This is a genomic window from Stenotrophomonas sp. 93052_Sma, from assembly GCF_056481145.1.
This window is the reverse complement of record NZ_CM151134.1, coordinates 4,879,005-4,902,500: the sequence shown is the minus strand read 5'-3', so window position 1 is coordinate 4,902,500 and position 23,496 is coordinate 4,879,005. Positions and strand designations below refer to the sequence as shown.

9 protein-coding genes, 2 rRNA genes and 6 pseudogenes (1 of these 17 cut by a window edge) are annotated in these 23,496 nt (G+C 67.0%); 11 read left to right on the top strand and 6 right to left on the bottom strand.

Annotated features, from left to right (window positions below):
• Both ACZK2V_RS22855 and rrf read left to right on the top strand, forming a co-directional pair.
• Window positions 1-945, top strand: a 23S ribosomal RNA gene (locus tag ACZK2V_RS22855); it begins 1,934 nt to the left of the window's first position.
• A gap of 127 nt (window positions 946-1,072) precedes the next feature.
• Window positions 1,073-1,187 (top strand): 5S ribosomal RNA (rrf, locus tag ACZK2V_RS22850).
• A gap of 452 nt (window positions 1,188-1,639) precedes the next feature.
• Here the strand turns inward: rrf and ACZK2V_RS22845 are convergent.
• The 3 pseudogenes from ACZK2V_RS22845 to hemH all read right to left on the bottom strand — a co-directional run bounded on the left by ACZK2V_RS22845 (window position 1,640) and on the right by hemH (window position 5,843).
• Window positions 1,640-3,743: pseudogene (locus tag ACZK2V_RS22845) on the bottom strand (methyl-accepting chemotaxis protein).
• A 290-nt stretch (window positions 3,744-4,033) separates the two neighbouring features.
• Window positions 4,034-4,886 (bottom strand): annotated as a pseudogene (locus ACZK2V_RS22840) (alpha/beta fold hydrolase).
• A pseudogene (hemH, locus tag ACZK2V_RS22835) lies at window positions 4,883-5,843 on the bottom strand (ferrochelatase). Before hemH ends, ACZK2V_RS22840 begins: the two co-directional pseudogenes overlap by 4 nt.
• A 165-nt stretch (window positions 5,844-6,008) precedes the next feature.
• Between hemH and ACZK2V_RS22830 the strand changes: the two are divergent.
• The 4 genes from ACZK2V_RS22830 to tatC all read left to right on the top strand — a co-directional run bounded on the left by ACZK2V_RS22830 (window position 6,009) and on the right by tatC (window position 8,425).
• Entirely contained in the window at window positions 6,009-6,902 is an 894-nt protein-coding gene (locus ACZK2V_RS22830) for a lipid-binding SYLF domain-containing protein (protein ID WP_100469988.1), read from the top strand.
• Window positions 6,903-6,977: 75 nt separating this feature from the next.
• Window positions 6,978-7,205, top strand: a complete 228-nt coding sequence (tatA, locus tag ACZK2V_RS22825) for a Sec-independent protein translocase subunit TatA (protein ID WP_032128453.1) — start codon at window positions 6,978-6,980, stop codon at window positions 7,203-7,205.
• 15 nt (window positions 7,206-7,220) lie between these two features.
• Window positions 7,221-7,679 (top strand): Sec-independent protein translocase protein TatB, encoded by a 459-nt coding sequence (tatB, locus tag ACZK2V_RS22820; protein ID WP_189720266.1) that lies wholly within the window; start codon window positions 7,221-7,223, stop codon window positions 7,677-7,679.
• On the top strand, window positions 7,676-8,425 hold the full coding sequence (gene tatC / locus ACZK2V_RS22815) for a twin-arginine translocase subunit TatC (RefSeq protein WP_006403544.1): 750 nt from the start codon (window positions 7,676-7,678) through the stop codon (window positions 8,423-8,425). Before tatB ends, tatC begins: the two co-directional genes overlap by 4 nt.
• 86 nt (window positions 8,426-8,511) lie before the next feature.
• Here the strand turns inward: tatC and ACZK2V_RS22810 are convergent, their stop codons facing one another.
• From ACZK2V_RS22810 to ACZK2V_RS22800, 3 genes and pseudogenes are all read right to left on the bottom strand, one after another.
• A complete protein-coding gene (locus ACZK2V_RS22810; RefSeq protein WP_012512520.1) occupies window positions 8,512-9,423 on the bottom strand; it encodes a BPSS1780 family membrane protein in 912 nt (303 codons plus the stop codon).
• A gap of 51 nt (window positions 9,424-9,474) precedes the next feature.
• Window positions 9,475-10,219, bottom strand: a pseudogene (locus tag ACZK2V_RS22805) (glutamine amidotransferase).
• On the bottom strand, window positions 10,191-12,026 hold the full coding sequence (locus tag ACZK2V_RS22800; RefSeq protein ID WP_478476255.1) for a GspE/PulE family protein: 1,836 nt from the start codon (window positions 12,024-12,026) through the stop codon (window positions 10,191-10,193). The pseudogene ACZK2V_RS22805 and the gene ACZK2V_RS22800 overlap by 29 nt, the downstream one beginning before the upstream one ends.
• Window positions 12,027-12,109: 83 nt before the next feature.
• Between ACZK2V_RS22800 and glyQ the strand changes: the two genes are divergently transcribed.
• From glyQ to ACZK2V_RS22775, 5 genes and pseudogenes are all read left to right on the top strand, one after another.
• Entirely contained in the window at window positions 12,110-13,021 is a 912-nt protein-coding gene (gene glyQ, locus ACZK2V_RS22795) for a glycine--tRNA ligase subunit alpha (RefSeq protein WP_006403404.1), read from the top strand.
• A 70-nt stretch (window positions 13,022-13,091) separates the two neighbouring features.
• Window positions 13,092-15,163 (top strand): annotated as a pseudogene (glyS, locus tag ACZK2V_RS22790) (glycine--tRNA ligase subunit beta).
• A gap of 256 nt (window positions 15,164-15,419) precedes the next feature.
• Entirely contained in the window at window positions 15,420-17,216 is a 1,797-nt protein-coding gene (locus ACZK2V_RS22785) for an autotransporter assembly complex protein TamA (RefSeq protein WP_107433444.1), read from the top strand.
• A pseudogene (locus ACZK2V_RS22780) lies at window positions 17,213-21,071 on the top strand (translocation/assembly module TamB domain-containing protein). The gene ACZK2V_RS22785 and the pseudogene ACZK2V_RS22780 overlap by 4 nt, the downstream one beginning before the upstream one ends.
• A 171-nt stretch (window positions 21,072-21,242) precedes the next feature.
• Entirely contained in the window at window positions 21,243-23,390 is a 2,148-nt protein-coding gene (locus ACZK2V_RS22775) for a S46 family peptidase (RefSeq protein ID WP_486322859.1), read from the top strand.
• The last annotated feature ends 106 nt before the right edge of the window (window positions 23,391-23,496 follow it).

Below are 23,496 nucleotides of genomic sequence, written 5' to 3'. Positions count from 1 at the left end.
GACCTGCACGAATGGCGTAACGACAGCGGCGCTGTCTCCACCCGAGACTCAGTGAAATTGAAATCGCTGTGAAGATGCAGCGTTCCCGTGGCAAGACGGAAAGACCCCGTGAACCTTTACTATAGCTTTACACTGAACGTTGAGTTCGTCTGTGTAGGATAGGTGGGAGGCTATGAAACTGTGGCGCTAGCTGCAGCGGAGCCATCCTTGAAATACCACCCTGTCGTGCTTGACGTTCTAACCTGGGCCCATTATCTGGGTCGGGGACCGTGTATGGTGGGTAGTTTGACTGGGGCGGTCTCCTCCTAAAGAGTAACGGAGGAGCTCGAAGGTACGCTCAGCGCGGTCGGACATCGCGCACTGTGTGCAAAGGCATAAGCGTGCTTGACTGCAAGATCGACGGATCAAGCAGGTAGGAAACTAGGACTTAGTGATCCGGTGGTTCTGTATGGAAGGGCCATCGCTCAACGGATAAAAGGTACTCCGGGGATAACAGGCTGATACCGCCCAAGAGTTCATATCGACGGCGGTGTTTGGCACCTCGATGTCGGCTCATCACATCCTGGGGCTGTAGTCGGTCCCAAGGGTATGGCTGTTCGCCATTTAAAGTGGTACGCGAGCTGGGTTCAGAACGTCGTGAGACAGTTCGGTCCCTATCTGCCATGGGCGTTGGAGATTTGAGAGGGGCTGCTCCTAGTACGAGAGGACCGGAGTGGACGAACCTCTGGTGTTCCGGTTGTCACGCCAGTGGCATTGCCGGGTAGCTATGTTCGGAAGCGATAACCGCTGAAAGCATCTAAGCGGGAAAGCGCGCCTCAAGATGAGATCTCCCGGGGCACAAGCCCCCTGAAGGAACCATGTAGACTACGTGGTTGATAGGTCAGGTGTGTAAGTACAGCAATGTATTGAGCTAACTGATACTAATGATCCGAGAGGCTTGACCATATAACCTCAAGTTGCCTTGGCTTTACGACAGCGTCGTAAGAGCATCCAAGTGCACGCTACGTCACAAGAACTATGAGAGGCAGGCGCCTTATCCGGCTGTATTGGATGGCGACGCTCCAACCGCCTCCCTGGTGAAATTAGCGCTGTGGAACCACCCGATCCCATCCCGAACTCGGAAGTGAAACGCAGCTGCGCCGATGGTAGTGTGGCTCAAGCCATGCGAGAGTAGGTCATCGCCAGGGTTTACACCCGAGAACCCCGCTGCTTACGCAGCGGGGTTTTTCTTTGTGCGCGCGAAATGCGGGTAGTGCCGGCCGCTGGCCGGCAACCCGATGGCGTTACATCGCCCGTTAGATCCAGGCCATACGCGGATATTCTCCGCGGGTAGCCACAGCGCCAACCAAGGTTGGCGTCTACCGAGGGCATGCGGACCCACAGTAGGTCCACGCCATGCGTGGATGGGCAGTCCCTGCGAAGAGCGGTGCCAACCCCGGCAGCAGGCCAGACAGTGCGCGTCGCTGTGATTGCCGGCCAGCGGCCGGCACTACCAGTAGATCCACGCCATGCGTGGATGCCCTCCGTGAGGAACCACGGCGCCAACCAAGGTTGGCAGCTACTGGCAGCAAGGCCTACGCAACAAAAAGACGGCGCCCTGCGGGCGCCGTCTTGATCAGGATCGAACTGAAGGCCCGGATCAGGCGGCCTGCGAGACCTCGCGCGGTTCCTGCTGGCGGAACACCGACACCGCCTCGGTAAGCGTACCCGCCTGCGATTGCAGCTCGCGTGCGGCCGCGGTGGCTTCCTCCACCAGCGCGGCATTCTGCTGTGTGGCCTGATCCATCTGCACTACGGTCTGGTTGATCTGCTCAATGCCGATCGACTGCTCCTGCGACGCCGCGGAAATCTCGCGCATCAGGTGGCTGACATCCTCCACGCCGCCAACAATGCCCTGCATGCGTTGGCCGGCGTCAGCTACCAGCTGGGCACCCTCACCCACCTGGCGGCCGGCTTCGTCGATCAGCTTCTTGATCTCCTGGGCCGCCGCCGCAGAGCGCTGCGCCAGTACCCGCACCTCGCTGGCCACGACCGCGAAGCCTCGGCCCTGTTCGCCGGCGCGTGCCGCCTCCACGGCTGCGTTCAAGGCCAGGATATTGGTCTGGAAGGCAATGCCGTCGATGACGCCGGTGATGTCGCCGATCCGCTTCGAGGCACCTTCGATGGCCTGCATGGTATTCACCACGCGTTGCATGGCCGTGTTGCCGTCACTGGCAGCGCTCTGCGTGGAAGCTGCCAACGCACTGGCCTCACGCGCATGGGCGGCGTTCTGGCGCACGGTGGCGGTGAGTTCCTCCATCGATGCTGCGGTCTCCTGCAGGTGCGCGGCCTGGCGCTCGCTGCGCTCGGACAATGCGCCGTTGCCGGCGGCAATCTCGCTGGCGGCGGTACTGATCGACGCCGCACATTCCTGGATGCGACCGACCATGCGTGCCAACTGACCGGCCGTGGCATTCGCATCGCGCTGGATGGCAGCGAAAGCGCCGTGATACTCGCCGTGCATGCGCCGGTCCAGATCGCCATTGGCCAGTGCCGAGAGCATCTGCCGCACTTCGTTGACGGTGCTGCCGAGCGTATCGAGCAGCTGGTTGATGCCACCGGTCAGCCCATCGAGGAAACTGGCACCTTCAGTGGCCTGCAGGCGCTGGTCGAGATCACCGGCCGCTGCCGCTGCGACGATGCCGGCCACGGCGTTTTCCAGCGCGAGTTCATGGGTGCGGTCATGCCATTCCACGGCGAAGCCCAGGCGCGCCCTGCGCATCGAACACCGGGGTGACTACCTGCGCGAAGTGCACCGGGCCGATCTGCACCTTGCCGTTGTGGGTGACCTGCAGGCCGTTGAGGATCGCGCGGATGCGATCCGGGTTGGCGTGGAAGCGGTGGATGCTGCTGCCGACCAGGCGCTCGGCATCGAAGTCGGGGAAGGCCTGGCGCAGTGTTGCCTGCTGGTTGCGCAGCAGGGCCACCACCGAGCGGTTCACGTAACGGATCACGTGGTCGTTGTCGGCAATCATCATCGCGGTGCGCGAGGCATCCAGCGCCTGGCGGATCTGCGCATTCTCGGCATGCGCGTCAGCCTCGCGCCCACGCTGCGCCTGCACGTGGCGGGCGGTATCGGCCAGCGCATGGGCCAGCGAACCGGGTGCATAGGCCGCGGTATCCGCATGTGCGCTCAGATCGGTGCCCGTCGCGATATCGCGCGCCAGTGCCGCCAGGCGGCGTGGGCCGTGGCCAAGTGCCTCGGTCTGCTGCCGCAGGCGCAGCGCGACCTGGCCGAGGAACACGGTCAGGCTGGCGAACAGGCCCGCCTGCAGCAACGTCGGTCCCACGGCTGCGCCGTGCAGCAGCGGTACCAGCAGGGCGAGGGTGCCAACACCACCGGCCAGCCATACCGGCAGGCGATCGCGGTGGCTGAGCAGCACGCCCAGCAACAGCGCAATCGGCAATGCCGGCGACAGGCTGACGATCGCGCACAACAAGGCCAGCTGCAGCGACAACAGCAATGCCAGGCCATTGCGGGCGACGGCCCGGCCCGCCTGTGGACCGGCCAGCCAGAGGGCGGGCAGTACGGCGGCCGCGGCCAACGCAGCGCCCGGTACGTGGGGCCCACGCAGGGCCAGCACGAGGCCAGCCACAGTCAACGCCGCGCTACCGATCAGCAGTCGACGGTCAGCGCGGCGCGCGAGCTGCTGCAGATGCGGCATGCGGGCGGTATCGGGGGGGCGGGAGGATGCAACGGACATCGGCGACTCCTGGATCAGCAAACGACAACAGCCACGCCGCGGCACACGCAGGAGTGCGTGAGCAGGGCGCGAGCCGGGAATTCGGGGAATGCGGCGCGATCAGCGACGCGGAGACGGGACACCGTGGCCACATCCTGTGGGTGACGGTGCAGCAGAGCGGGCATGCGGACTTCCTTGCAGAACCAGACACACGCCGCAGGCCCGACCGGACCTGCGTGCTGCGGACGCAGGGGCCCGCAACTGATGTATCGGCCGCAAACGCGCGGAGTGAAGCGCGCGGATACGTTTGCTCAGCCGGCGTTGCCGTTGCTGAAGAAGTGCAGGATCACGCCCGCGATCTGTTCCGGGTCTTCCATGTGCAGGTGATGGTTGCCGGCAAACACCGCCAGACGGCCATCGCGCAGGTGCTGCAGGCGATCGCTGCGCATCGGCTCGGGATAGTACGACTGCGCCGGTGTGGCGTAGATCACCTGCGTCGGGCAGGCGATGGCCTGCAGCAGGTTGTCGATCTGGCCTTCGCTGAGGCGGATCGCAGTGGGCAGCATCAGGCGCGGGTCGCTGCACCAGCGGTAACCACCTTCGACCGGCTCCACGCCGCGCTCGACCAGCAGCCGTGCACAGCGCTCGCTGAGCTGGTTGGTCATCATCCGCGCGCGGATCGGCGCGGCGAGGTCGGGGAACACGCGCAGCTGCTTGCGTGCCAGTGCGCGCGTGGCATTCACATGTTCGCGCAGGCGGTTGGCGGTTTCTTCCTCAGGACCACGCAGGCCGCCGAGTGCTTCGATCGCCACCAGCCGTTCGACACGGTCGCTGACCGAGGCGGTGAGGCTGGCGATGCCGGCGCCCATCGAATGGCCGAGCAGGCTGAAACGGTCCCAGCCCAGCGCGTCGGCGACGTCGAGTACGTGACAGATGGCGGCGGCCGTGGTGTAGCTGGCACCGGCCGGCAGATGCGCGCTGTGGCCGTGGCCGGGCAGGTCGATGGCCACCAGCTGCAACGACGACAGGTGCGGCGCCAGCGGCACGAAGCTGGCCGCGTTGTCGAGCCAGCCATGCAGGGCCAGCACGCGCGGGCCATCACCGTGGTTGCGCAGGCCGGCGACGCGCGCCACCGACCTCGAGTTCAAACGGCTGCAGGCTCATGCCAGTGACGCCACGGCCAGCCGTGCCAGCGCACGCGCGTGCTCCGGTTCGGCGTTGAGGCAGGGGATGTAGCGCATCGTCGCGCCGCGCTCGGCCAGTGTTTCGGTGAAGCCCAGTGCCACTTCTTCCAGCGTCTCCAGACAGTCGGTGGCGAAGCCCGGGCACACCACGTCGATCTGCTTCACGCCGGATTCGGCCAGCGCCCACAGGCTGGGCTCGGCATACGGCTGCAGCCAGCGCTCGCGGCCGAAGCGCGACTGATAGCCCATCTGCCAGTCGTCCCTGCCCAGCTCCAGCGCCTTGGCGATGGCCTGCGCACTGGCCTCGCAGCGCTGCGGATACGGATCGCCGGCATCGGCCAGGCGCTGCGGAATGCCGTGGAAGGAGAACATCAGTTTCTGGCCACGACCGTGCTGTTCCCAGTAGCGGCGGATCGAGCCGGCAACGGCGTCGACCCAGCCCGGATCGACCGAATAGTCGCGGACCAGGCTGACGGTCACGCCCGGGTTGCGGCGCTGCCAGGCATCGACGCGGTCTTCGACCGAGGCGGTGGTGGTGGTGGAGTACTGCGGGTACAGCGGCAGCACCACGATGCGGCGCGCCTTCGGCGGCCAGGCGGTCGAGCTCGCTGCCCAGCGCCGGTTCACCGTAGCGCATCGCGTGGCGTACCGTCAGCGACGGCAACAGCGCTTGCATGGCCTGCGCCAGCTGGCGCGTATGCACCATCAGCGGAGAGCCCTCCGGCAGCCAGACCTGGGCGTACTTGGCCGCTGAACGGCTGCTGCGCAGCGGCAGGATCAGTCCGCGCAGCAACGGCTGCCACAGCAGTGCCGGGATCGAGACCACGCGGGGGTCGGACAGGAATTCAGCCAGGTAACGGCGTACGGCGGGGGCCGTCGGCGTCTCGGGCGTGCCTAGGTTGACCGCCAGCACGGCGGTATCGGGTGCGTCGAGCATGAGCGGTATTGTCGCCGATCCGGTGCCGCGCCGGGATGCAGGGTTCGGATTGCAGGCATAGCGCGCATCAATGTGAGCAGGGAACGCTCATTGGGGATTCATGACAACACTACTAATTTCAGTCACTTGCTATATCTTCCTATGGACTGACTTCTGGAGCCTGCCATGCGTCGCCCGATCCAAGCCCTGCTGATCGCCGCCAGCCTGCTGTCCAGCCAGGCCATGGCCGGACCGCAGGAAGACCAGCGTGCCCGCAATGCCGTGCGCGTGCTGGCTGAAATCCAGGAAATCCCTGAACAGGGCATTCCGGACAAATTGCTCGACGAAGGCCGCGCGGTCATCGTCATTCCCGACACGATCAAGGCCGGTCTGGTCATTGGCGGTCGTCGTGGCCACGGCCTGATGTCCGTGCGCATGCCCAACGGTGCCTGGTCCAACCCGGTGTTCGTGAAGCTCACCGGCGGCAGCATCGGCTTCCAGGCCGGCGTGCAGTCCTCCGATGTGGTGCTGGTGTTCCGCAACGACCGTAGCCTGGACAACCTGGTCAACGGCAAGTTCACGCTGGGCGCCGATGCGGGTGTCGCCGCCGGCCCGGTCGGCCGCAATGCCGCCGCCGCCACCGACGGTCAGCTGAAGGCCGAGATCTGGTCCTGGTCGCGCGCCCGCGGCCTGTTCGCCGGTGTCGCCCTGGATGGTGCGGTGCTGCAGATCGACGATGCCGCCAATCTGGACGCCTACGGCAGCAACACCACGCCGCGCATGATCTTCGAAGGCCGCGCGGCCGGTTCGCCGTCGATGGATGTGGTCACGTTCCGCGACCGCCTGGAAGAGGCCACCTACGCCGCGCGCAACAACCGCAACGGCAACGGCGGTAGCGCGCCGCGCCCGGCAGCGGCCCCGGCGGTTGCTCCGGCGCCTGTTCAGGCAGCGCCGGCCGCCCCGGCCGAAGCCACTACCGCACCGCTGCAGAACGTGCCGCAGAACCCGCCGCCGCAGCAGCAGGGCTTCCAGCCGGTCAACGACGGCGAGATCCGCACGGAAACGCTGGGCGGAAACTGACTTTCGTCACGCGCGCCGGCTGACACCCGGTGCGCTATGCTCGACAGCCTGATCACTAACGTAACGAGCGTCTTTATGGGCAGTTTCAGCATCTGGCATTGGTTGGTCGTGCTGGCCATCGTCCTGCTGGTGTTCGGCACCAAGCGCCTGACCAGTGGCGCCAAGGATCTCGGTTCGGCGGTCAAGGAATTCAAGAAGGGCATGCGCGACGAGGACAAGCCGAACGCGCAGCTGGGCGATGAATCGCGCAGCCAGGACGCCTCGCGCGCCGCGCAGGACGAGCACGACCGTAACGCTCGCTGATCCGGAGCGGTCGCGGTGTTTGATATCGGCTTCAGCGAACTGCTGGTGATTGCGGTGGTTGCCTTGGTAGTGCTCGGTCCCGAGCGCCTGCCCAAGGCGGCCCGCTTTGCCGGCCTGTGGGTACGTCGTGCCCGCAATCAGTGGGATTCGGTGAAACAGGAACTGGAGCGCGAACTGCAGGCCGAGGACATCAAGCGGCAGATGCAGGACGTGCGCCAGGGCATGCAGGACACCGAGAACCAGCTGCGCGCCAGCGGTGAAGCGATCCGTCGCGAAGCGCAGGAGGCCCAGCAGCAGGGCGATACGTTGGCGCAGGAAGTACGCGCGCCGGCGCCCGCGGATCTTCCGCCGCACATGAGCACCGCGCCCGACGCCGATGTGCCCGTACCGGAGAGCGCTGCTCCCGAGCCGATGCCGGCGACACCCCCTGAAGCCGGTGCGACGCCGCCGCAGAGCACGGAGCGCCAGCCATGAGTGAACAGGATTTCGGCGAAAGCTCGCTGGTTGAGCATCTGGTGGAACTGCGTGGCCGCCTGGTACGCGCATTGCTGGGACTGGGCGTGGTGCTGCTGGGCCTGCTGCCGTTTACCCAGAAGCTCTACAACGCACTGGCCGAACCGCTGGTCTCGCAGCTGCCGAACGGGCAGACGATGATCGCCACCAATCCGGCCGGTGCCTTCTTCGCACCGCTGAAGCTGACTTTCTTCGTGGCCCTGTTCGTGGCGGTGCCGTGGCTGCTGTACCAGCTGTGGGCGTTCGTCGCCCCGGGCCTGTATGCGCGCGAGAAGCGCCTGGCGGTGCCGTTGCTGGTGTCGTCGGTGCTGCTGTTCTACGCCGGCTGCGCCTTTGCCTACTTCCTGGTGCTGCCGGCGGTGTTCCACTTCCTGACCACCTTCAGCCCGGACGTGATCGCGATCACTCCGGATGCGAACGCCTACCTGGACTTCGTGCTGGCGATCTTCTTCGCTTTCGGCGGCAGCTTCGAACTGCCGGTGGCAATGGTGATCCTGGTGCTGCTGGGCTGGGTGACGCCGCAGCAGTTCAAGGAAGGCCGTGGCTACGCGATCGTCGGCATCTTCGTGGTGGCCGCAGTGCTGACCCCGCCGGACGTGGTCTCGCAGCTGATGTTGGCGATTCCGATGTGCCTGCTCTACGAACTGGGCATCCACGCCGCACGCTGGCTGGTGCCGTCGTCGGTAGTGAAAAAACCCGCCGCCTGAAAGAAAAAAAGGGGACGGAGGGGATTAAGTCGTTAGCTGCACACACTGGGCATAAACGACTTAATCCCCTCCGTCCCCTTTTTCCGTCAGGCGTGGAACACGTCGCTTGAGGTCGGCGTGGTCGGGATCGGTGGGGCCGCGCGGCTGCCGCGATGCACGAACATCTGCTTCCACGCGGCGTAGACCGCGCCGACATACAGCGGCATCAGCACCGTGGTCAGCACCAGCTGGGCGATGAAGGCCGCAGCCAGCGGGCCACCGATCAGCATCGCGACCTGGATCACGATCACGAACAGGATGTACATGCAGAACGCGGCGATCAGGCCGAGCGCGGCGAACACGAACATCGCGCCGATGTTCTCGATGCAGCCCTGCAGGCTCAGGCGCAGCGCATGCATGCCGCTCTGCTTGTCGAACACCACCAGCGCCGGCTGGGTGAACATCGCCAGTGACAGCGCCACCGCGCTCAGGAACACCAGCAGCATCCACAGCGCGATGCGCTTGGCCGGCAGGTTGGCGACCAGCGCGGCCGCGTCGTCCGGCTTGATCTGCTGGCCGCTGCGGCTGATTTCTTCCATCTTGGTCATGACCTCGCTGAAGGCGGTGAAGCCCTCGCGGCCGATCATCATGAACAACAGTGCGCCCAGCAGCAGGACCGCCAGCACCTGTATCGCCAGCGGCACCAGCAGGTGGCTGACGCGGTGGTCGCGGATCGGCTGCAGCAGGTGCGAGGCCAGGCCCGGGCGGCCTTCGTCGATCTCGCCCACGGCATACAGCATGCCGCCGAACATGATCGGCGAAATGGCCAGGGTCATGAGCTGTACTGCCATGCCGGCGGCGCCGGGAATCAAGGTCGACAGCAGGGTCACCACCCAGCTCACCAGCAGCCAGGTCAGGCCGATCCGGGCCAGCTGCAGCGGCGCACGCCGGTACAGGGAGAACGTATCGAGCAACCATTGAGCGCCCGCCGAGGCCGGCAGCTTGCGAATCTCTTTCATGGACATCCGGGAGGGACAGAAAGGGGGCCGGGCAGTCACCCGTGCCGCCGATTATCCCTGTTTTGTCGCCGGCTGGGCTGAAGACAGCCGCGCCTGGCGGACGAAGCGGCGCAACAGCTGGCGGGCCAGCGGTGCGGCACTGACCGCGCGCTCGATGCTGCGGGCGCAGCCGCCATGGCGGCCGATGCAGTCGGCCCGGGCGCGCACGTAGCCACGCATATGGTGGGTGGCGAACTCCGGATGGAACTGCACGCCCCAGGCCTGGCGCCCCCAGCGGAAGGCGTGGCAGCCATCCAGCGGTGAACGGGCCAGCACCTCGGCACCATCGGGCGCGCAGCACGGTCTGCAGATGGGTGGCATGGGCGGCAAAGTGCTGCGGCAGGCCCTGGAACAGCGGGTCCTGCGCCGCCTGCGGCTGCAGTTCCAGTTCGATCGTGCCGGACTCGCGGCCGGCCGGGTTGTAGGCCACTTCGCCACCCAGCGCATGTGCCAGCAGCTGATGGCCGTAGCAGATGCCGAACACCGGCAGGTCGTCGTGGGCGGTCTGGCGCAGCCACGCGGCGCTGCGCTCGCTCCAGTCGGCATGGTCGGTGACGAAGGCGGCCGAACCGGTCACCAGCACGCCGGCGAAGGCATGTGGGTCGGGCAGGGCGCCACCGTGTTCGACATCGACCACCACCGTCTCGTGTTCTTCCAGCCCGGCGGCGACGCGGATCCAGTGCGGAAAGCGCCCGTAGCGGCGCAGCGACGGTACCGGGCGGCCGGTTTCAAGGATCAGGAACGGGGCTGGGTTCATCCGGGGGCGGCAGGACTGACAGGACTTCCTCGATTGTAGTCAGCCCCTGCGCCACCTTTTCAAGCCCGGCCTGGCGCAGGGTTCGCAGGCCTTCAGCCCGCGCAGCCCGGCTGAAACCGGCCAGATCCATGTCGGCGCGGATCTGCCCGCGCAGCCGCGAGCCCAATGGCAGCAACTCATACAGGCCGATGCGGCCGAGGAATCCGGTGCGCCGGCACTCCAGGCAACCGACCGGCCGACAGGGCGTGGCGGCATCTGGATATGCAGCATGGCTATCAGCCAGCACCGCCCAATCGGCCGCGCCGAGGCTGTGCGGTTGCTTGCAGTGCGGGCACAGCGTGCGCACCAGGCGCTGGGCAAGGATGCCGTTGAGGGTGCTGGCCAGCAGGTAGTGCGGCACGCCCAGGTCGAGCAGGCGGGTGACCGCCGAGGGCGCATCGTTGGTATGCAGGGTGGACAGCACCAGGTGGCCGGTCAGCGAGGCCTGCACCGCCATCTGCGCGGTTTCCAGGTCGCGGATCTCGCCGATCATGATGATGTCCGGGTCCTGCCGCAGCAGCGTGCGCACGCCGCTGGCGAAATCCAGGTCGATGTTGGTCTGCACCTGCATCTGGTTGAACTCGGGCGCGATCATCTCGATCGGGTCCTCCACCGTGCACACGTTCAGGTCCGGCGTGGCCAGCCGCTTCAGCGTGGAATACAGGGTGGTGGTCTTGCCCGAGCCGGTCGGGCCGGTGACCAGCACGATGCCGTGCGGGCGTTCGACCAGTGCATTCCAGCCCGCCGCCTCCTGCGGGCTGAAACCGAGCTGGTCGATGCTCTTGAACGCGGCATCGGGGTCGAAGATGCGCATCACGCACTTCTCGCCGAAGGCGGTGGGCATGGTCGACAGGCGCATCTCGACCTCGCGGCCGCCCGGCGAACGGGTCTTGATGCGGCCATCCTGCGGGCGCCGGCGTTCGGCCAGGTCCATGCGGCCGAGCACCTTGATGCGGCTGACCACCGCGGTCATCACCGCCGGCGGTACCTCGAACACCTTGTGCAGCACGCCGTCGATGCGGAAGCGCATGCGCCCCATTTCGCGGCGCGGCTCCAGGTGGATGTCCGAGGCGCGCTGCTCGTAGGCGTACTGCAGCAGCCAGTCGACGATATGCACGATGTGCTGGTCGTCGGCATTGACGTCGCCGGTGCGGCCCAGCTCCACCAGCTGTTCGAAGCTGGGCAGGGTGGTGTTGGCTTCGCCACGCACGTCGCCACGGGCGCCGCGCACCGAACGGGTCACCCCGTAGAACTCCATGGTGTAGCGATGCAGGTCCAGCGGGTTGACCACCGCCAGCTCGATGCGGCGGCGGGTCAGGTGCTGCAGGTCGCGGCGCCATTCCTGCACCAGTGGCTCGCTGGTGGCCACCAGCACGCGCTCGGCATCCACCGCCAACGGCAGGAAACGGTGGCGGCGCGCGTAGGCATGGGAGACCAGCGCGGTGACCGCGGCGACGTCGACCCGGGTCGGGTCGATGCGCAGGTAGCGGCTGCCGGTGCGCTGCGCCAGCCACTCGGTGAGGCGCTCCAGGGTCAGTTCGCCACCGCCGTTGGCGGCCAGCTTGAGGTTGGACAGCAGCACCAGCGGGTGCACTTCACTGGCGTTGCGTGCGCCCTGCGCGGAAAAGCGCATGCGCTCGCGGTCCTGCTCGGCCACCAGGCCATCGGCGATCAGGGCCGCGGCAATCTGCTCGAACTGCAGCCGTCCCCACGGCAGCGGTACGCCGCCAGCCTCGCCGGGCGTGCCCACCGGCAGCCGATGTTCCATCTGCCTGCTCCTCCCGGGTACGGAATGCCCCGCAGGTCGGCCGTTATACTAACGCACCCCCTTGCCGGCCAAGACTCGTACGCATGTCCGCGACCCCGACCGTTCCGATCACCTTCCAGGGCCTGATCCAGACCCTGAACCAGTTCTGGGCCCAGCAGGGCTGCGTGCTCATCCAGCCGCTCGACCTGGAGGTGGGCGCCGGTACCTTCCACCCGGCCACCTTCCTGCGTGCGATCGGTCCGGAGAGCTGGAACGCGGCCTACGTGCAGCCCTCGCGCCGCCCGACCGACGGCCGCTACGGCGAGAACCCGAACCGTCTGCAGCGCTACTACCAGTACCAGGTGGCGATGAAGCCGGCGCCGGACAACATCCAGCAGCTGTACCTGGATTCGCTGAAGGCACTGGGCATCGACCCGCTGGTGCACGACCTGCGCTTCGTCGAGGACAACTGGGAGTCGCCGACGCTGGGCGCCTGGGGCCTGGGCTGGGAAGTCTGGCTCAACGGCATGGAGGTGACCCAGTTCACCTACTTCCAGCAGGCTGGTGGCCTGGAGTGCCGCCCGGTGCTGGGCGAGATCACCTACGGTCTCGAACGCCTGTGCATGTACCTGCAGAACTGCGACAACGTCTACGACCTGGTGTGGACCTATGGCCCGGACGGCCAGCCGGTGACCTACGGCGACGTCTACCACCAGAACGAGGTGGAGCAGAGCACCTACAACTTCGAGTACGCCGACGTGGAAGAGATGTTCCACCGTTTCGATGCCTGCGAACGCGAAGCGCAGAAGCTGGTGGAAGTGAACCTGCCGCTGCCGGCCTACGAGCAGGTGATGAAGGCCAGCCACACCTTCAACCTGCTGGATGCGCGCCGCGCGATCAGCGTGACCGAGCGCCAGCGCTACATCCTGCGCGTGCGCGCGCTGGCCCAGGCGGTGGCCAAGGCGTACTACGAGCAGCGCGAGAAGCTGGGCTTCCCGGGCGCGAAGAAGGCCTGACGGCCGCTCCCCCCTTACTCCGGGGCGCCGGACGCGTCGCGCGCTGCGCCCCCACCACAGGATTGAAACGATGAGCCAACTGTCCCCCCTGCTGATCGAACTGGGCACCGAGGAGCTGCCGGTCAAGGCGCTGCCGGGCCTCGCCCAGGCGTTCTTCGATGGCGTTGTCGACGGCCTGCGCAAGCGCGGCGTCGCGCTGGAACTGGGCGATGCGCGCCCGCTGTCGACTCCGCGCCGCCTGGCCGTGCTGCTGCCGGGCGTCGGCCTGGAACAGCCGGAGCAGCACAGCGAAGTGCTGGGCCCGTACCTGAACATCGCGCTGGACGCCGAAGGCCAGCCGACCAAGGCGTTGCAGGGCTTCGCCGCCAAGGCCGGGATCGACTGGACCGCGCTGGAGAAGACCACCGACAACAAGGGTGAGCGTTTCGTGCACCGCGCGGTGACCCCGGGCGCGAGCACCGCCAGCCTGCTGCCGGAGATCCTGCGCGAGGCGATCGCGGCGATGCCGATTCCCAAGCCGATGCGCTGGGGCGACCACGCCTGGGGCTTCGCGCGCCCGGCGCACTGGCTGGTGCTGCTGCACGGCGCCAACGTGGTCGAGGCCGAACTGTTCGGCCTGCAGGCCGGCCGCGTCAGCCGTGGCCATCGCTTCCACCATGACCAGGCGGTGTCGCTGGCGCAGCCGCAGGACTACGTTGAAGCGCTGCGCGCCGCGTTCGTGCTGGTCGACCCGAGCGAGCGCCGCGCGCGCATCGTCGCCGAGGTCGAGGCCGCTGCGGCCAAGGCCGGTGGCAGCGCCCGCATCACCGACGACAACCTGGAGCAGGTGGTGAGCCTGGTCGAATGGCCGTCGGCGGTGCTGTGCAGCTTCGAGCCCGCGTTCCTGGCGGTGCCGCAGGAAGCGCTGATCGAGACGATGGAGATCAACCAGAAGTTCTTCCCGGTGCTGGATGCCGCAGGCACGCTGACCGAGAAGTTCATCGGCATCGCCAACATCGAATCGAAGAACGTGGCCGAAGTGGCCAAGGGCTACGAGCGGGTGATCCGTCCGCGTTTCGCCGATGCCAAGTTCTTCTTCGACGAGGACCTGAAGCAGGGCCTGGTGTCGATGGGTGAGGGGCTGAAGACGGTGACCTACCAGGCCAAGCTGGGCAGCGTGGCCGACAAGGTGGCGCGCGTGGCTGCATTGGCCGAAGTGATCGCACCCCAGGTTGGCGCCGATGCCGCGCAGGCCAAGCGGGCTGCCGAACTGGCCAAGAACGACCTGCAGTCGCGCATGGTCAACGAGTTCCCGGAGCTGCAGGGCATCGCCGGCCGCCACTACGCCGTGGCCGGTGGCGAATCGGCCGAGGTGGCGCTGGCCATCGACGAGGCCTACCAGCCGCGCTTCGGTGGTGATGACATCGCGCTGTCGCCGCTGGGCAAGGTGCTGGCCATCGCCGAGCGCGTCGACACGCTGGCCGGTGGCTTCGCCGCAGGCCTGAAGCCGACCGGCAACAAGGACCCGTTCGCGCTGCGCCGCAACGCGCTGGGCCTGGCCCGCACGATCATCGAAAGCGGCTTCGAGCTGGACCTGCGCGCTGCTGGCCAGCGCCAACGCCGGCCTGGCCGCACGCAACGTGCAGGCCGACGTTGGCGAGCTGTACGACTTCATCCTCGACCGCCTGAAGGGTTACTACGGCGACAAGAACGTGCCAGCCACGCACTTCAATGCGGTGGCCGAACTGAAGCCTGTCTCGCTGTATGACTTCGACCGCCGCCTGGACGCGATCGGCACCTTCGCCGCGCTGCCGGAAGCCGAGGCGCTGGCTGCGGCCAACAAGCGCATCCGCAACATCCTCCGCAAGGCTGAAGGCGACATTCCGGCCCAGATCGACCCGGCGCTGCTGCAGGAAGACGCCGAGCGCGCTGGCTGAAGCGGTCACCGCGGCCATCGACGACACCGGCGCCAGCCTGCAGCACAAGGATTACGTGGCTGTGCTGGCGCGCCTGGCCCGCCTGCGCCCGCAGGTCGACGCGTTCTTCGATGGCGTGATGGTCAATGCCGAGGATCCGGCGCTGCGTGGCAACCGCCTGGCGCTGCTGACGATGCTGGGCGAGCGCCTGGGCAAGGTGGCAGCGATCGAGCATCTGTCGAGCTGACGCCCGTATCGGTAGTGCCGGCCGCTGGCCGGCATTGCCACCGCGCATCGGATCGGTCTGTGGGTTGCCGGCCAGCGGCCGGCACTACCGGATCACCGCTGGCGGATGTCCATCGGGGTCATTGCCGGCATCGCGCACGATGCCGGCATCCTCGGCTGCGATCACGACGATCGCCACAAAGGCGCGTATTTTGACCGCCACTTAACAACCGATCCCCAATGACGTGATGCATTTCGCATCGCCACCTTCGGTCGGTATGCTGTGCCGCATGCAGCCAAAGAAATACGCCCTGCCGCTGATGGTCCTGTCGCTGGCCGCCACCTCCGTGGCCCACGCGCGCGGCACCATCGACAAGGTGGACATCAAGGGATTGGACAAGGGCGACGACGCCGCAATCATCGAGAACATCCAGGAATCGCTGTCGCTGTACGACACGATCGGCAAGGAACAGGGCGAATCGCGCCTGGAGTACCTGCTGTCACAGGCCGAGCGGCAGACCCGCCAGGCACTGGAACCGTTCGGGTACTACAACCCGGTGATCAAGGTCGAGGCGCCGCGCGAGGACGAGCACGTGCGCGTGCTGATCCATGTCGACAAGGGCACCCCGGTGACCGTCCGCCGCGAGCACATCGACATCACCGGGCCGGCGATGTACGACCAGTATCTGCGAGACGATCTGGCCGCGTTCAAGCCGCGCAAGGGCCAGCGTTTCGAACATACGCAGTACGAAGCCAGCAAGATCACCGTCACCCGCCGCCTGGCCGAACGTGGCTATTTCGATGCCGACTACACCCAGCGTCAGGTGCAGATCACCCGTGCCGACAACGCCGCCGACATCGACCTGACCTGGGACAGCGGCCGCCGCTACAACATGGGACCGGTGCGTTTCGAGCAGGACTACTTCGTCGACAAGCTGTTCGATCCGCTGGTGTACTGGGAACAGGGCAGCTACTTCCACGAGGGCAAGCTGGACCGGCTGCGCGAGTCGCTGACCAAGCTGGACTACTTCAGCGTGATCGACATCCAGCCGCGGCCCGACCAGGCCGATGCGAACGGCGAAGTGCCGGTGGATGTGAAGCTGACCCGTGCCAAGCGCACCATCTACACCGCGGGTCTGAGCTACGGCAGCGAAAGTGGCCCGGGTGTGCGCGGTGGCATCGAACGGCGGTGGCTGAACAACCGCGGCCACAAGATGAACACGCAGCTGGACTATGCGCAGAAGCGCAAGAGCCTGGTCACCAGCTACCGCATTCCGGCCTTCAACTGGCTTGATGGCTGGTACACCTTCGCTGCCAGCGCCTACGACGAGCAGACCGACTACATCGACCTGCGCAACTTCAAGCTGATCGCCAGCCGCAGCGGCGAGATCAACGAACACTGGACCGCGATCGCCTCGATCAACGCGCTGCGCGAGCGCTGGCGCTATGCCTCCGGCACCGAATTCACCGACGCGGTCTACAACACGTCGACGCTGGTGTACCCGCAGATGGTCGCCGACTACGTCAACGTCGATGACGAACTGTTCCCGCGCAAGGGCATCAGCGGTACTGCGACGATGCGTGCCGGCGTTGAAGGTGCCGGTTCGGACACCAGCTTCGTGCAGGCCAATGCCGTGCTGCGCTGGTACATCCCGGTGGGCGAAAGCAACCGCCTGATCCTGCGCGGCGAGGGTGGCACCACCTGGACCAGTGATCTGGTGGCGATGCCGCCCAGCCTGCGCTACTTCGCCGGTGGTGACCGCAGCATCCGCGGCTATGCCTATCGCGAGGTGGGCCCGCGGACCCCGGCACCGGACAAGTACGCGCTGGGCGCCAAGAACCTGGTGATCGGCTCGGCCGAGTACGAGCACTACTTCAATGGTGGCCCCTGGGGTGCGGCGGTGTTCGTCGATACCGGCAGCGCCTTCGACAACACCATCGATCTGCATACCGGCGTCGGCTTCGGCGTGCGCTGGAAATCGCCGGTGGGCCCGGTGCGCGTGGATATCGCGCATGGCCTGAACAACCCGGATTCGCAGTTCCAGCTGTACCTCAACATCGGAGCGGACCTGTGAGTACGCCCGCACCCACTCCGAACCCGACCACGCCGCCGCGCGTGCGCTTCTACCGCCGCCGCCGCTTCTGGGCCTGGTCCGGTGTGGGCGTGCTGGGCCTGGTGCTGCTGGCCCTGCTGGCGGTGTACTGGCTGCTGCAGACCGTGGCCGGCCGTGACGTGCTGCTGGCGCAGGTGGTGGCACGGCTGCCGGTGGGCGCCAGCTTCACCTGGGACAAGGTGGACGGCCCGGTGGCCGGTCCGCTGACCCTGTACAACGTCGACTTCCGCTACGACGACATCCATTTCCACGCCGAGCGCGCCCATCTGGAGCCGGACCTGCGCCCGCTGCTGGGCCGCAAGCTGCTGCTGGACAAGCTGGAACTGACCAACGCGACGCTGAACCTGGCCAAGAGTGACGAGCCGTTCAAGCTGCCGTCGTGGCCCGATTCGCTGCCGCAGATCGAAATGCCGTTGGCGATCCAGGCCGATGCCATCGCCATCGACGGCTTCCGCATCAGCCAGGCCAACGAGCCGGTGATCGACATCAGTCGCGTGCGCGGCGGCATCGAGATCGCCAATGGCGAGTTCCAGGCACACAAACTGGTGGTGGACAGCGACATGGGCAATTTCACCGCCCAGGGTCGTTACATCCCGGCCAAGGACTACGACACCGATGTGACCGTCACCGCGGTGCTGCCGGCGCCGCGTGGCCGCACGGCCGCCACCGTCGGCCTGGTCGCCCGCGGTGACCTGTCGCACATGGAAGTGGCCGTAGCCGGGCGCGCCGAAGCCGCTGCACGCGATGCTGGTGTTCGATGGCCGCACCGATCCGAGCTGGAGCGCCAGCATCCGCAGTGACGAGCTGGATCTGGCGCTGCTGTCGCCGGCACTGGCCAGCTCGGCGATCGCGCCGCTGGCACTGGACTTCACCGCCGCCGGCAAGGGCGGCAACGCCAACCTGCGTGGCAAGGTGAAACAGGGCGATCAGGAACTGGAACTGGCACCGTCGGTGGTGTCGCTGCAGGACCAGGTGCTGAAAGTCTCACCGCTGCTGGTGAAGGGTCTTGGCGGTGAGGCGCGGCTGGAAGGCACCGCCGATTTCAGCCAGGAAGACCAGCAGAAGCTCAACTTCTCGGTGGTCGCACATGACCTGACCTACGTGCCAGCGGCGGACCCGAACACCGCCGGCAGCGCCCCGGTGCCGGTCACCTTGAAGGAAGCACGCTTCGGCCTGGCCGGTACCCTGAAGGCCTGGGCGGCGATCGGCCGCGCCGAGGTCGAGCGCGACGCGCAGAAGGCACAGCTGCACTTCGATGTGCGCGGCAACGATCAGGCCGCGTCGATCCACCAGCTGCAGGCGCAGACCCCAGGTGGCCAGCTGCAGGTGGAAGGCCAGGTGGCGTGGGCACCGCAGCTGGACTGGGATGCCAAGGCCACGCTGAAGGACTTCGACCCCGGCTATTTCGTGCCGGGATGGAATGGCCGCCTGTCCGGCAACCTGGCCTCCAAGGGCCGCCAGCTGCCGCCGCCGGCAAACGCACCGCCGGGTACCGCCGGCACGTTGGAAGCCACGGTCGATCTGCCGTCGTTGAAGGGCGTGCTGCGTCAGCGCAACCTGGACGCGCAGGGCAAGTTCGCGCTGCAGGGCGCGCAGGGCCAGGGTGACCTGAAGCTGTCGCTGGGCAGCAGCCGGGTGACCGCTTCGGGCAAGGTCGGTGACCGCCTCGACATCGATGCGCGTTTCGAACCGCTGCAGCTGAGTGACCTGCTGCCGGGCGCCGATGGCGGCCTGCGTGGCCAGGTACAGGTGAAGGGCCCGCGCGATGCGCCGGACATCACCGCCGACCTGGTCGGCAACAACCTCAACTGGGACGGCTACGGCGCCGAGAGCGTGAGCATCAAGGGCCACCTGCCGTGGCGTGGCGACAGCGGCACGCTGGCGATCCAGGGCCAGCAGGTCAATGCCGGCATGCTGCTGGAACGCTTGAATGTGGATGCGCAGGGCAGTGTCTCCAACCTGCGCCTGGCCGCGCAGACCCGCAACGAGATGGGCGCGATCGAGCTGCAGGGCAGCGTGCGCCAGCAGGGCGCGCAGTGGCGCGGCGAGCTGGCCGCGCTGCGCATCGCACCGGTGAAGGGCGATGCCTGGTCGCTGCGTGCACCGGCGGCGTTCGCGATCAACGGCAGCAACTACACGCTGGGCGAAGCCTGCCTGGCCGCTGCCAGCAGCGGCACACTGTGCGCACAGGCCAACTGGCCGCGCGAGGGCCTGGTGGTGCGCAGTGATGCGCTGCCACTGGCGCTGGTGCAGCCGTGGTTGCCGCCGCAGTCCGGCCGTCGCATCTACCTGCGTGGCGATGTCAGCCTGGATGCGCAGATCCGCCCGCGCGGCAACGCCTGGGAAGGCCATGTGGAAGTGCGCTCGAAGGAAGGCGGCGTGCGCCTGGGTGAGAACCGCAATGCCGTGGGGGACACCACCCGTGGCGAGCTGGTGCGCTACGACCAGTTCTCGCTCAAGCTCGACATGACCCCGGCCAGCATCAAGGGCTACCTGGGCATGGGCTTCCAGGGCAACGGCTTCGTCGACGCCAGGATGCAGACCGGCTGGGAAGCCAGCGCACCGCTGAACGGCGAGCTCTACCTCAACATGTCGCGGCTGTACTGGCTGGAGCTGTTCTCGCCGGACATCGTGCGACCGACCGGCCTGATCGAAGGCCACGTCAGCCTGCGCGGTACGCGTGGCCAGCCGTCGCTGGGCGGTGACGCACAGCTGAGCAACTTCAAGGGTGAATTCCCGGCACTGGGCCTGACCTTCGACCAGGGCAAGGGCAGCTTCGTGGCCCAGCCCGATGGTTCGGCCAAGATCACCGCGCAGGCCAACTCCGGCCAGGGCACGCTGTACGTGGATGGTGGCCTGTCGTGGTTCGGCGATGCACAGCCGCTGCAGTTGAAGATCCACGGCGACAACGTGCTGCTGTCCAACACCAGCGAGCTGCGCATCGTCGCCAATCCCAACCTCGACTTCACCCTGGCCAAGGCCGCGATGGAGCTGCGTGGCACCGTGCACGTGCCCGAGGCCGACATCGATCTGGAGCGCCTGGACCGCGGCACCTCGGTGTCCGAAGACGTGGTGGTGCTCGACCCGGCCGATCCGGAAGAGTCGCGTACCTCGCCGCTGGACATGGAGCTGACCGTCAGCCTCGGTGACAAGGTGAAGATGACCGGCTTCGGCCTGAAGGGCGCACTGACCGGCAAGATGCAGGTCTGGGCCAAGCCTGGCCGCGAAATGACCGCCAATGGCGGGCTGGAAGTGAGTGGCCGCTACAAGGCGTACGGGCAGGACCTGACCATCACCCGCGGCAACCTCACCTGGAACTACAACGCGGTGTCCGACCCGCGCATCAACATCCGCGCCGAGCGCCGGATCGGTGATGTCACCGCGGGTATCGACGTGACCGGGCGTGCGCAGCAGCCGCGTGCGGACGTGTGGTCCGATCCGGCGATGTCGCAGTCCGAAGCCCTGGCTTATCTGGTGCTGGGACGCAGCCTGACCGGCGCCAGCAGCGACCAGACGCAGCAGGTCAATGCGGCCTCGGCGGCATTGTCGGCCGGTAGCGGCCTGCTGGCCTCGCAGCTGGGTGCCAAGCTGGGCCTGGACGATGCCGGCGTGAGCCAGTCGCGCGCGCTGGGTGGCTCGGTGATCGGCGTCGGCAAGTACATCTCGCCCAAGCTGTACGTCGGTTACGGCGTGTCGCTGGTCGGTGCCGGTTCGGTGATCACGCTGAAGTACCTGCTGCGCCGCGGCTTCGACGTGGAAGTGGAATCGAGCACGGTGGAAAACCGTGGGTCGATCAACTGGCGGCGGGAGAAGTAACGATGCGGTAGTGCCGGCCGCTGGCCGGCAACTGCACCGTATCTCCCGAGTTGCGTGGCTTGCCGGCCAGCGGCCGGCACTACCGTGCACGACGCCCCCAACCATCGGCCGTTGCCCCATCCGCCCCCAGCGGCTATGGTCCCGGGCTGTTCTGTCGTACCGGATTGCCCCATGTCACCACGCAAAGCCCTTCCCACTGCCCTGGCCCTGGGCCTGACCCTCGCCGCCGGCGCCCACGCCGATGAAGGCATGTGGATGCCGACCCAGCTGCCGGAGCTGGCCAAGCCGCTGCAGGCCGCAGGCTTCAAGGGCAATCCGGCCGACCTGGCCAATGTCACCGCACCGCCGCTGAGCGCGGTGGTGCGTGCCGGTGGCGGCACCGGCTCGTTCGTATCGTCGGACGGCCTGCTGCTGACCAACCACCACGTGGCGATGGGCGTGATCCAGTACAACAGCTCGCCCGAGCACGACCTGATCAATGGTGGCTTCATCGCCAGGGACCGCGCCGACGAGCGCCCGGCCAACCCGGACTTCCGCGTGCTGGTCACCGTCGGCTTCGACAAGGTGACCGACCAGGTGCTGGCGCAGGCGCGTGGCAAGACCGGCCGTGCCTACTTCGATGCCGTGGATGCGGCCAGCAAGCAGATCGTGGCCGAGTGCGAGAAGGACGGCAGCGTGCGCTGCTCGGTGGCCAACATGTACTACGGCACCGATTTCTACCGCATTGCCCAGCTGGAGCTGAGCGACGTGCGCCTGGTGTATGCGCCGCCGCGTGCGATCGGCAACTACGGCGACGAGATCGACAACTTCATGTGGCCGCGCCACACCGGCGACTTCACCCTGCTGCGCGCCTATGTCGGCAAGGACGGCAAGCCGGCCGCGTACAGCAAGGACAACGTGCCCTACCAGGCGCCGGCGCACCTGCAGATGTCGGTGGAAGGTCCGAAGGAAGGTGACTACGCGATGCTGGCCGGTTACCCGGGCATCACCTACCGCCACCGTACCGCGGCCGAATTCGCTGGCCAGATCGATACCGTGCTGCCGCGCCGCGTATCGGTGTTCCAGCAGATGATCGACACCATCGAGGCCGCCAGCGCCAAGGACGCGCAGGCGCGCACCCGCTACGCCTCACAGCTGCAGTCGCTGAAGAACAACCGCAAGCGCGCCGCCGGTGAGCTGGAAGGCCTGTTGCGCAGCGACGCCAAGGCCCAGCGTGCCGCCGACGAGACGGCGATGCTGGCTGCCACCGACCGCAAGTACCAGGGCGACATCAAGGCGCTGCTGACCAATCTGTCGCAGGGCGCGGCGGTGGGCGAGCGTGACCTGCTGCTGGACCAGATGGCCGCACAGAGCCAGCTGCTGCGCTCGGCGCTGCTGCTGGAACGCCTGCGCATCGAATCGGCCAAGCCGGACGCGCAGCGCGAGAGTGGTTTCCAGCAGCGCGACCAGGCGATGATCGAAGGCGTGCTCAAGCAGGTTCAGCGCCGTTACGCACCGGAAGTCGAGAAGGCGCTGCTGGCCACCCTGCTGACCCGCTACCAGAAGCTGCCGGACGCGCAGCGCGTGGCCGAGTTCGATACGGCCTTCGGCCGTACCCCGGAGCAGCTGGCAGCGGCGCTGGATACCCTGTACGCCGGCACCCAACTGGGTGAGGAGGCACAGCGCCTGTCCCGTTTCGCTGCTGCGCGCGAAGGCAAGGCGCTGGCTGCCGATCCGCTGATCACCGTGGCTGGCCCGCTGGTGGCCGCGCAGCTGCGCATCGAGAACGAAAGCAAGACCCGCGAAGGCGAGCAGCTGCGCCTGCGCCCGGCCTACATGCAGGCGCTGTTCGCCTGGCGTGCCAAGCAGGGCCGCGCGGTGTATCCGGATGCCAACCGCACCCTGCGCATCAGCTACGGCAAGGTCGAGGCGCTGCATCCGCGCGACGGCGTGACCTACTCGCCGGTGACCACCGTGGCCGGCATCGTCGAGAAGAACACCAACGCCTATCCGTTCGATGCGCCCAAGCCGCTGCTGGCCGCGATCGCCAAGGGTGACTTCGGCAGCACCGCCGACCCGGCGCTGAAGACCCAGACGGTCAACTTCCTGACCAACCTGGATACCACCGGCGGCAACTCCGGCTCGCCGGTGCTCAACGCCAAGGGCGAACTGATCGGCCTGAACTTCGACAGCAACTGGGAATCGGTCAGCGCCAGCTGGTGGTTCGACCCGCGCTACAAGCGCGCCGTGCACGTGGACATGCGCTACCTGCGCTGGCTGCTGGCCAAGGTCTACCCGGCGCCGGAACTGCTGAAGGAAATGGGCGTGCCGGCCCAGTAAGAAGCCGGCCACGACCAATGGTCGTGGCCCGCACCGCGTAGGCCCCCACCTTGGTGGGGGTGGTTGCCCCCAACGAGCCCGCACCCCCGGCCACGCCTGGCCTACA

Coding starts and splice junctions, on each gene's coding strand:
- ACZK2V_RS22775 (WP_486322859.1), top strand. CDS start 21,243: ATGTCACCACGCAAAGCCCTTCCCACTGCCCTGGCCCTGGGCCTGACC.
- tatA (WP_032128453.1), top strand. CDS start 6,978: ATGGGCAGTTTCAGCATCTGGCATTGGTTGGTCGTGCTGGCCATCGTC.
- tatC (WP_006403544.1), top strand. CDS start 7,676: ATGAGTGAACAGGATTTCGGCGAAAGCTCGCTGGTTGAGCATCTGGTG.
- ACZK2V_RS22800 (WP_478476255.1), bottom strand. CDS start 12,026: ATGGAACATCGGCTGCCGGTGGGCACGCCCGGCGAGGCTGGCGGCGTA.
- ACZK2V_RS22810 (WP_012512520.1), bottom strand. CDS start 9,423: ATGAAAGAGATTCGCAAGCTGCCGGCCTCGGCGGGCGCTCAATGGTTG.
- ACZK2V_RS22785 (WP_107433444.1), top strand. CDS start 15,420: ATGCTGTGCCGCATGCAGCCAAAGAAATACGCCCTGCCGCTGATGGTC.
- glyQ (WP_006403404.1), top strand. CDS start 12,110: ATGTCCGCGACCCCGACCGTTCCGATCACCTTCCAGGGCCTGATCCAG.
- ACZK2V_RS22830 (WP_100469988.1), top strand. CDS start 6,009: ATGCGTCGCCCGATCCAAGCCCTGCTGATCGCCGCCAGCCTGCTGTCC.